The sequence below is a fragment of the Skermanella sp. genome (assembly GCF_059503625.1).
Window position 1 is genome coordinate 1 of record NZ_JCACHA010000801.1, and the last position, 9,308, is coordinate 9,308.

Below are 9,308 nucleotides of genomic sequence, written 5' to 3' on the forward strand. Positions count from 1 at the left end.
TCGAGACGGCCCGCAAGACCGTGCAGCGCTTCATCAACGCGCGCGAGGACCGGGAAATCATCTTCACCCGCAGCGCCACCGAGGCGATCAACCTCGTGGCGGCAAGCTGGGGCCGCACCAACCTGCGGGAAGGCGACGAGGTCATCGTTTCGCAGATGGAACATCACGCCAATATCGTGCCGTGGCAGATGCTCCGGACCGAGAAGGGCATCGTCCTGAAGGTCGTGCCGATCGACGAGAGCGGCACCCTGCTGATGGACGAGTACGAGAAGCTGCTGGGTCCCAAGACCAAGCTGGTCGCCATCAGCCACATGTCCAACGCGCTGGGCACGATCAACCCGGTCAAGGACATCGTCCGGCTTGCCCATGAAAAGGGCGTTCCGGTACTGCTCGACGGCTGCCAGGGCGTCACCCATCTGGGCACAGACGTCCAGGACCTGGACGTCGATTTCTACGTCTTCTCCGGCCATAAGCTGTACGGCCCGACCGGCGTCGGCGTGCTCTACGGCAAGGCCGAAATCCTGGAAGGCATGCCGCCCTACCAGGGCGGCGGCGATATGATCGCCCGCGTCACGTTCGAGGAAACCACCTTCAAGGGCATTCCCCATCGTTTCGAAGCCGGAACGCCGGCCATCGTCGAAGTGATCGGGCTGGGCGCCGCTCTCGACTACCTGATGGGACTGGGGCTCGACCGGATCGCGGCCCACGAGCACGACGTGCTGACCTACGCGACGGAGCTTCTGTCGGAGATTCCCGGCGTCCGGATCTACGGCACATCGCCGCACAAGGCCAGCATCCTTTCCTTCACGCTGGACGGCGCCCATCCTCACGATGTCGGAACGATCATCGACCGGGCCGGCGTCGCGGTCAGGGCCGGGCATCACTGCGCCCAGCCGCTGATGGATTTTTACAATGTCGCGGCCACGGCCCGCGCCTCGTTCGGCCTCTACAACACCCGTGAGGAGGCCGAGGCGCTGGCGAGCGCGCTGCGGCGCGTGAAGGAGATTTTCGGCTGATGCTCGACGAACTGCGTGATCTCTATCAGGAAGTCATCCTGGACCACGGCAAGAACCCGCGGAACTTCCGTCATCCGGAAGACGCCAACCGGAAAGCTCGGGGCGACAACCCGATGTGCGGCGACAAGGTCGCGGTCTTCCTGAAGGTCAACGGCGACGGCATCGTCGAGGACGCCGCCTTCGAGGGACGCGGCTGCGCTATCTCGACCGCGTCGGCGTCGATGATGACCGAACTGGTGGTCGGGCGGAGCGAGGAGCAGGTCAAGGCCCTGTTGAGAGCTTCCATGAGATGTGCACCAAGGACGACCACGAGCACGTCCATCACGACGGCCTTGATGAAGAAGCGATGGAGAAGCTCCAGGTGCTGGCGGGCGTGCGGCAGTTCCCCATGCGGGTCAAGTGCGCGACGCTGGCGTGGCACACGATGGATGCGGCCCTCAAGGGCGGCGCCAAGGCCAGCACGGAATGAACGACGACGGGACTGGGCTAGAAATGGACGGACAGGCGGTTAGCGGACAGGCGGCTGGGGGAGGCGAAGAGATGCCGGACGATACGAGTGGACAGGTTCTTGAGCAGACGCCCGTCATGGACAACGAAGTCCTGATGGAGCAGGTGCTCGATGCGATCCGCACGGTCTACGACCCCGAGATCCCGGTAAACATTTGGGAACTCGGACTGGTCTATCGTGTCGATGTCGACAGCGATCGGAACGTCGAGGTCGACATGACCCTGACGGCGCCCTCCTGTCCGGTCGCCGGCGAGATGCCGGTGCAGGTCCAGCAGGTCATCGAAAACCTCGACGCGGTCAAGTCGTGCAAGGTCGAACTGGTGTGGGAACCGTCCTGGCACCCCGGCATGATGTCGGACGAGGCCAAAGTCGCATTGGACATGTTCTGATCGGGAAGATCTCGATCGGGAAGAATGAAGTCGGAGACAGAGTGAAATGGCGCTACCCAAGGCAATGACGATCACGGACGCCGCGGCGGAGCGGGTCAAGCAGATCATGGCAAAGTCCGAGAAGCCCGCTATCGGCCTGCGCGTCGGCGTCAAGGCCCGTGGCTGCTCCGGTCTCAGCTACACCGTCGAATACGCGGACGAGGTCAAGAAGTTCGAGGAAGTCGTGGAGGACAAGGGCGTCAAGATCCTGATCGACCCCGCCGCCACCATGTTCCTGATCGGCACCGAGATGGACTTCGTGGACGACAAGCTGCAAAGCGGCTTCGTCTTCAAGAACCCCAACGAGAAAGCCCGCTGCGGCTGCGGCGAGAGCTTCAGCATATAAGGTTTTTGAAGGCTGATAGGCCGGGGAAAGGCTTCCCCGGCTACACGCTCCCCTTCCGCTCGATCACCAGGATGCGGGCGGCACCGACGGGGTGAGCCACGTGCGCCTCCCCCTCCGCCGCGTGGAAGATGTCGCCTTTGGTCATGCGCCGGACCGTGGGCGCGGCGCGGTCGCCGAACTTCATGTCCACCGCGCCGTCGAGCACGACGAACACCTCCGGTCCGTCGTTGACGTGCCAGACATAGGGCTGGTCGGTCCAATGGAGCCGGACGGTAGCGCCGTCGATCTCGGCGATGTCGAGCGCTCCCCAGGCGCGGTCGGCGGTGAAGTCCGTCGGGGTGACGAATTGCATGTGTCGGTTCCGGATAGTATGGGAATGCATGTCCGTGATCGAACAGCCGTCAATCTGCCCGGAAACGCCCGTCGCCGCAATCACGGCGGAGGCCTTGAAGGACCGCGTCCTTCACCTCGACCATGACGTCCTGATCCTCGACAAGCCGGCCGGCTTGCTGGTCCATCCGGGTCCGCGCGGCCAGGGAAGCCTCAGCGATTTCCTGCCGGACCTGTGGTTCGAGATGGCGCGGCCGCCTGCCCTTGCCCACCGGCTGGACCGCGACACCAGCGGCTGCCTTGTCCTGGGCCGCCACCAGAAGGCGCTGATGAAGCTGGGGCGGCTGTTCTCGCGCGGCTCGGTGGACAAGACCTACTGGGCGGTCGTGCGCGGCGTACCGCCATCCCCCGAGGGACGGATCGACCTGCCCCTGCTGAAGGTGCTGCCGGAGACCGGCGGCTGGCGGATCAGGCCCGATCCCGATGGACTCCCCGCCGTCACCCTGTACCGGCTGCTCGGCAGCGGCGGCGGCTTGAGCTGGCTGGAGCTGAAGCCGCTGACCGGCAGGACGCACCAGTTGCGCATCCACTGCGCGTCGCTCGGAACTCCGATCGTCGACGATCCCTATTATGGAGATTCAGCCGTACCTCCGGCCGGTCCGCTCCACCTGCTTGCCCGCTCCATAACGTTGCCGCTCAGGCAGGATCAGCCCCCGATCGCCGCGGTGGCGCCGCCGCCGGCGCATATGCTGGCGGATCTCGCCGCCTGCGGTTACCTTTGACAACGCGCGGGTTCATCATTAGTTAACCAGTACTTACGGCAATCCACGATAATCGGCGGGCGTAACCGGAGCAGAAGATGGATGTGACGACTGTTCCCAGGCCCGGCACCGCCCCCACATACCGCGCGCTGACGGAACGGCCGGCCCAGGCTGCCGTCAAGGTCGTCTTCTTCGTGTCCGAGGACTGGTGGTTCTGCCTGCACTGGCTGAACCTCGCACTCCGGCTGAAAGAGCGCGGCCACGAGATCACGATCATCTGCAATGTCGGTTCCGACCGCGAACGGATCGAGCTTGCGGGCTTCAAGGTCGTTCCCTTGCTGCTCGACCGCTCCGGCCTCAACGTCCTCAACGACGCCCGGATCGCCTCCGACTTGATAAAACTGCTGAAGCGGGAGCGGCCGGCGCTGATCCACTGCGTCGGGATGAAGCCGATCCTGATCGGCACGCTGGCCGCCCGGTTCGTCGGCGGCATCCGCATCCTCAATCACTTCGCCGGTCTCGGCTACCTGTTCTCGTCCAGTCACCTGAAAGCGCGGCTGCTGCGGCCCCTGGTCATGCTGGGCATGCGCGCCGCCTTCTCCGGCCACGAGGTCCATCTGGTGACGATGAACAGGACGGACCGGGACGTGCTGATGCGCTGGAAGCTCAACACGCCCGAACATACCCATGTCGTCGGCGGCACCGGCCTCGACCTCGCCCGCTATCCGGTCCTTCCGTTCCCCAAGGACGGTCCGGTCACGATCGCGATCACGACCCGGATGATCGAGGACAAGGGGCTGGCCGGGCTGGTCGAAGCGTTTCGCAAGGTCCGCGCCCGCTTCCCCGATACCGAGCTTCTGCTGGTCGGCAAGCAGGACGGCCGCAACCCGACGGCCATACCGGAAGAACAGCTCAGGGCCTGGGACAGGGAGCCGGGCATCCGCTGGCTGGGCCATGTCGAGCGGATAGCGGAGCGGGTCTGGGCGCTGGCCCATATCGCCGTGCTGCCGTCCCGCCGCGAAGGGCTGCCGGTCAGCCTGCTGGAGGCGGCGGCCTGCGGCAGGCCGATGGTCGCAACCGACGTTCCAGGCTGCCGAGAAGTGGTGATCGACGGTGAAACCGGCCTTCTGGTGCCGCTGGGCGACGTCCAGGCTCTGGCGGACGCGCTGGAGAAGCTGGTCGCGTCGGAGGAACTGCGCCAGTGCCTCGGCGCCGGCGCCCGCGATCTGGTGGAGCGGCATTATTCGCTGGACGTCATCAGCGACCGCGTCGCCGGTCTCTACCGCACCCTGATCGAAGATGAGGCACACGGCGAAACCTATGCAGGGGCCGCCAGGTGAAGGGCAACGGCATGAGCTTCGCCATCACCCGCCTGCTGCTGCTTCAGCAGCTTGTCCTGATGATCCCCAAGGGGATCAAGGAGACGGTTCGCGCGACGCTGTTCCCGCCGCGAGCACCCCTCGACGCTCCGGTCGAGTGGCTGGAAACACCGCCGGTACGCCGCGACCAGGGCCAGCCCTTGGTGTCGGTGGTCATCCCCTGCTACAATTACGGCCGGTTTCTCAATGACGCCGTCGCCAGCGTCCGGGCGCAGACCCTGCGGGACGTGGAGATCATCGTCGTCGACGACGGATCGACCGATGACGTGACGCCTGACGTGCTCGATGCCCTGGAAGGTCCGGACCAGGAACCCGGCCTGACCGTCATCCGGCAGGAGAACCAGGGTGCGCCCGCAGCCCGCAATACCGGAATACGAGCCGCGCGGGGGCTGTATATCTGCTGTCTCGACGCCGACGACACGATGGAGCCGACATATCTGGAGAAGTGCGTCCTGCTGATGGAAGGCAACGCCGGAGTGTCCCTGGCCTATTCCTGGCTGCGGGTGACCGGCGCCGAGGAACGGGTCTGGAAGTCGGAGTCACTCGACCTGGACCGCATGCGATACTACAACCATGTCAGCATCTCCGCCGTCTTCCGGCGCGAGGCCGGGCTTGAAGGGGGCGGCTTCTGCGCCGCGATGCGCGAGGGCTACGAGGACTGGGAGTTCTGGCTGAGGCTGGGCGCGCGCGGATACCGGGGCGAGGTCATCCCGGAGATGCTGGTCAACTACCGCCGCCACGAAGCGTCCTTCATGAACCGGGCGCGGAAGCGCCACGCCGAATTGTTCGACGATATCTACCGGCGCAATCCCGCCGTGTTCGAGGATGGCGACTCGCGGCGCGCGGTCCGGCGAGGCTACCGCGACCGCCCCGTCCGCAACCCCTTCGCAAACCTGGACGATCCAGACCAGTACGGCCACATGCTGCCGATGGTCGTTCTGGTGCTCTCCGGTGCCGAAGACGCCGATACGGTGGGACGTCTGGTGAAACTGCTGCGCAACGATCCGGCCCTGTGCGTGGTCCAGGCCGGAAATGCCCCTGCCGGCGGCAACGACGGAAGCAGGGAGGGAAGCGCTGTCGCCGACTACACCTTGAGCAACCTTCTCCCCTCCGGTCTTCACGGCGGCTTCGTCGCGCATCTGGTCCGCACCAGGCCGGTCCGAGCCGTGCTGTGGCACGATCCGGGTGCGGAGCCGGTCGGACTGGCGGAGGTATCCGGTCTGGCGTCTGACGACCTCTTGCTCGGCGCCGTCACCCGGCCAGACGGGCATGTCCCGCCCGGACTGGACCTCCATCTGGTCGTCCGTCCCGATGGCAGCCTGAGCGGGGCCGAGCATTTAAGCCAAGGGTTGCATCCCGTACTGGTGCGCTGACGCGCTGCCGCAAGACTAAACGGTTGAAGACTAACCCTTCCGGGAGAATCCATAGCTACAGCTTCAGGCGCGCGGAGTAATATAAAAAATGAGGAAAATTCTCCGAGTGTTCTCCACACTTTCGGATTGAAACTGATAAATATGCTGAGCGATCGGATGGTCGATGTTGTTCACCCGATCAAAGGATATATCGGATCGCTTCAGCAGCAGTCCTGGCCGACGCATCTTTCTCCGGTTCACGCCGGCCAGTCTTCAGCAAATCATAAAGGACAGCAGAGTGCCTATTCCGCCCCCTGCGGCCCGTGGCGCCGCCACGCCCGGACTCCGCCACAATCCGGAGGGTAAGACCGGCAAGAGTTTCGTCGCCTTCAAGCGCTGCCTGAGCGCCATGCCGCAAGTCCAGCCCGCCCTGACCGAGATCATGGGATTCAAGGTCCGGCCGATCGATGGCCTGAATGAGCTGGAATCCCTGCGCTGGAGTTCGGAAACGCTGCTTCTCAGCGTCCGTTCGCTCGACCGGCTGCAGGACATCATCTCGACCGGCAATGTCGGGCTGATGCGCGGCATCCACACGCTCGGCGTCTTCATGCCGACCCAGCTCGGCCGGGTGCGGGAATTCGTGACCCTGCTCGACGGCTGGCTGGTCTGGAGCGGATCGGCCGACGACCTGAAGGCCAAGCTGGATCTGGCGGCATCCGGCTACGCCATGGTGGCGCCCGCGATGATCTCGGTGATGGCGGCGGACCAGCACCGGCTGACCCTGCTCGACACGCTGACCGAAGCACACCTGTCGCTGCTGCCGCTGCTGGCGAACGGCATGACCGACGAGGAGATCGCCAACGCCCGGAACGCAACGCTGCCGACCACCAAACTGCTGGTTCGGCAGCTGCTCGCCCGGCTGCAATGCCGCAACCGGACCGAAGCCGCCATCTTCGCGTGGCGGCACGCCACCGCCCTTGCCCAGCGGCAGGCCGTCCTTCGGTCCTATCAAGACGTGGAAGCGATGGAAGGCAAGAGCGCCTGACCCGCCTGACCCGGTAGACGGGGCAGCGTCAAAGCGTATCGGCGCAGTCCACCTGATCGGCCGGAACCGCGTGCATCTGCCCGGCGGCGTCCTCGACCAGCGCCCAGCCTTCGTGGATTTCGACCAAGGCGACGGGACTGGAAGCGCATGGCACCCAGACGAGCTTTCCGCCGGGAGCATCCGGCGGCGCTTGCAGGGCCGAAAGATCTGTTTTCCTCAAAGCACGATTCATTTCCGAGAGAGCCCGAAAGGCGGTTGGGTTCATACCCTAACGAACATCATCCGGAAACGTTCAATCTTAGGAGGTATACTACCCCCTTCGACCGGTTTTTGTCACATAGGTTAAACTTACCGGCCATCTGGCAGGGCGACTGGCGGAGGAACAACTGGTGAAGGGGCGACTGGCGGAGGCGGATGGGAATCGAACCCACCACACGCTGTTGGCGTGTCTCCGGTTTTGAAGACCGGGAGGGCCACCAGACCCCTGTCGCCTCCGTCGCCCGTTCCAGTACGGCCGTCAGGCCGCCTGAAGACTCTTCGACGCGATCTCGAACACGTCGGGAGACAGATTTGGGGCTCCGGCGATCCTTTCCAACTGGGCGCGCATCAAAGCCTGGCGGCGGTCGTCGTATTTCCTCCAGCGGGCGAACAGCTTGACCATGCGGGACGCGACCTGCGGGTTCAGCCCGTTGAGGGTCAATACCTGATCGGCCAGGAATTCGTACCCGGCGCCGCTGCCATCGTGGAACCGGACGGCATTGCCGCCGGCAAACCCGCCGATCAGGGCGTAGACCTTGTTCGGGTTCCGTATCTCGAACGCGGGATGGTTCAGCAGCGACCGCACCTCGGCCAGGGTTTCGGGCCGTTCCGACATCGCCTGGATGGAGAACCACTTGTCGACCACCAGCGGCTCGTTCTTCCAGGTCTCGTAGAAGCGGGCGAGCGCTTCGTTGCGCTGCGGCAGATGGGTGTCGTTCAGCAGCCCCAGCGCCGCGATCACGTCGGTCATGGCGTGGGCGTTGTGGAACTGGCCGACGCAAAGCTCGACCGCCTCGCCATCCTCCAGGCTCATCAGGTAGCCGAGCGCCAGGTTCTTCAGGCTGCGCCGGCCGATCGCGGCGGCGTCGATCGCGAAGGGCTCGTTGCCGCCCAGGGCGCGGTAGGTGCTCAGCAGATCGTCGCGAAGATGCGCAGCGATAGCCTTCCGGGCGAAGCCGCGCACCTCGTGGATGCCGTCCACGTCGATCACCGGCATCTGCTGGCCCAGATATCCTTCGGACGGCAGGGTCAGCGCCTGCGCCGCGAAGGCGTGGTCCAGCGCCGGATCGTTCAGGATCTTGTCCAGCGCGTCCAGGAACCCCCGGGACAGCTCGAGCGGCCGTCCCGCCGCCCTGTCCTCGACAAGGCCGAGCAGCAGCCGCGTCCCCAGCGTCTGGCCCGCCTCCCAGCGGTTGAAGGCGTCGCTGTCTTTGGCCATCAGGAAAGTCAGGTCGTCGTCCGTGTAGGACATGCGCAGCTTGACCGGAGCCGAGAAGCCGCGCAGCAGCGACGGCACCGGCGGGGCCGGCACGTCGGCGAACTCGAACACCTGCTCCGCCTCCGTCAGGTCCAGCACGCGGGAAGTTCCCTTCGGCGCATCCTCCGTCGTCAGGCGAAGCGGGATGTCGGCGCCCCGGGGGTCGAGCAGGCCGAGCGCCAGCGGGATGTGGTAGGGCTGCTTGACCGGCTGGCCGGGCGACGGCGGACAGGACTGGCGCACCGTCAGCCGGTAGGTCCTGCCATGCCCGTCATACTCGCCGCTTATGTCCAGTTCCGGCGTGCCTGCCTGCGAGTACCAGCGGCGGAACTGGCTCAGGTCCTTGCCGGTCGCGTCCTCCATCGCGGCCACGAAGTCGTCGCAGGTGACCGCCTGCCCGTCGTGACGCTCGAAGTAGAGGTCGATCCCCTTGCGGTAGCCTTCGGCGCCGAGCAGGGTATGGATCATGCGGACGACCTCCGCACCCTTCTCGTAGACCGTGGTCGTGTAGAAGTTGTTGATCTCGATATAGCTGTCGGGCCGGATCGGATGGGCCATCGGGCCGCTGTCCTCGGGGAACTGGGCCGCGCGCAGCCGCTGCACGTCGGCGATCCGCTTGACCGGGCG

At 65.3% G+C, this 9,308-nt stretch carries 11 protein-coding genes, 1 tRNA gene and 1 pseudogene; 9 read left to right on the forward strand and 4 right to left on the reverse strand.

Going from position 1 to position 9,308, the window contains the following annotated elements; all coding sequences use genetic code 11:
• The 5 genes and pseudogenes from AC5JJ6_RS28365 to AC5JJ6_RS28385 all read left to right on the forward strand — a co-directional run.
• A partial coding sequence (locus tag AC5JJ6_RS28365) for a cysteine desulfurase (protein ID WP_496045275.1) occupies nucleotides 1–1,016 on the forward strand: 1,016 nt, incomplete at its 5' end.
• Nucleotides 1,016–1,243, forward strand: a pseudogene (locus AC5JJ6_RS28370) (iron-sulfur cluster assembly scaffold protein); the annotation flags it as partial. The gene AC5JJ6_RS28365 and the pseudogene AC5JJ6_RS28370, both read left to right, overlap by 1 nt.
• A 62-nt stretch (nucleotides 1,244–1,305) precedes the next feature.
• Nucleotides 1,306–1,485, forward strand: a complete 180-nt coding sequence (locus tag AC5JJ6_RS28375) for a hypothetical protein (RefSeq protein ID WP_496045285.1) — start codon at nucleotides 1,306–1,308, stop codon at nucleotides 1,483–1,485.
• A gap of 71 nt (nucleotides 1,486–1,556) precedes the next feature.
• Complete coding sequence (locus AC5JJ6_RS28380) at nucleotides 1,557–1,913, forward strand: SUF system Fe-S cluster assembly protein (protein WP_496045276.1); 357 nt, start codon at nucleotides 1,557–1,559, stop codon at nucleotides 1,911–1,913.
• A 46-nt stretch (nucleotides 1,914–1,959) separates the two neighbouring features.
• The gene (locus AC5JJ6_RS28385) at nucleotides 1,960–2,298 is read left to right on the forward strand and encodes a HesB/IscA family protein (protein ID WP_496045277.1); all 339 of its coding nucleotides are present in this window, start codon (nucleotides 1,960–1,962) and stop codon (nucleotides 2,296–2,298) included.
• Between the two features lie 40 nt (nucleotides 2,299–2,338).
• On the opposite strand, the gene AC5JJ6_RS28390 is transcribed toward AC5JJ6_RS28385, so the two are convergent.
• Nucleotides 2,339–2,650, reverse strand: coding sequence for a hypothetical protein (locus AC5JJ6_RS28390; protein ID WP_496045278.1), 312 nt, complete (start codon nucleotides 2,648–2,650; stop codon nucleotides 2,339–2,341).
• Between the two features lie 28 nt (nucleotides 2,651–2,678).
• Here AC5JJ6_RS28390 and AC5JJ6_RS28395 point away from each other — a divergent pair, with 28 nt between their 5' ends.
• The 4 genes from AC5JJ6_RS28395 to AC5JJ6_RS28410 all read left to right on the forward strand — a co-directional run bounded on the left by AC5JJ6_RS28395 (nucleotide 2,679) and on the right by AC5JJ6_RS28410 (nucleotide 7,165).
• Nucleotides 2,679–3,410 (forward strand): RluA family pseudouridine synthase, encoded by a 732-nt coding sequence (locus AC5JJ6_RS28395; RefSeq protein ID WP_496045279.1) that lies wholly within the window; start codon nucleotides 2,679–2,681, stop codon nucleotides 3,408–3,410.
• 77 nt (nucleotides 3,411–3,487) lie between these two features.
• A complete protein-coding gene (locus AC5JJ6_RS28400) occupies nucleotides 3,488–4,729 on the forward strand; it encodes a glycosyltransferase family 4 protein (protein ID WP_496045280.1) in 1,242 nt (413 codons plus the stop codon).
• Between the two features lie 11 nt (nucleotides 4,730–4,740).
• The gene (locus AC5JJ6_RS28405; RefSeq protein WP_496045281.1) at nucleotides 4,741–6,141 is read left to right on the forward strand and encodes a glycosyltransferase family 2 protein; all 1,401 of its coding nucleotides are present in this window, start codon (nucleotides 4,741–4,743) and stop codon (nucleotides 6,139–6,141) included.
• 277 nt (nucleotides 6,142–6,418) lie between these two features.
• Nucleotides 6,419–7,165, forward strand: a complete 747-nt coding sequence (locus tag AC5JJ6_RS28410) for a helix-turn-helix transcriptional regulator (RefSeq protein WP_496045282.1) — start codon at nucleotides 6,419–6,421, stop codon at nucleotides 7,163–7,165.
• Nucleotides 7,166–7,193: 28 nt separating this feature from the next.
• Here the strand turns inward: AC5JJ6_RS28410 and AC5JJ6_RS28415 are convergent, their stop codons facing one another.
• The 3 genes from AC5JJ6_RS28415 to AC5JJ6_RS28425 form a co-directional block, all read right to left on the reverse strand.
• A complete protein-coding gene (locus tag AC5JJ6_RS28415) occupies nucleotides 7,194–7,385 on the reverse strand; it encodes a hypothetical protein (protein WP_496045283.1) in 192 nt (63 codons plus the stop codon).
• A gap of 182 nt (nucleotides 7,386–7,567) precedes the next feature.
• Nucleotides 7,568–7,660: transfer RNA gene (locus AC5JJ6_RS28420), tRNA-Sec, on the reverse strand.
• 22 nt (nucleotides 7,661–7,682) lie between these two features.
• Nucleotides 7,683–9,308 (reverse strand): DUF3458 domain-containing protein (locus AC5JJ6_RS28425; RefSeq protein ID WP_496045284.1); only part of this gene is annotated, 1,626 nt, incomplete at its 5' end.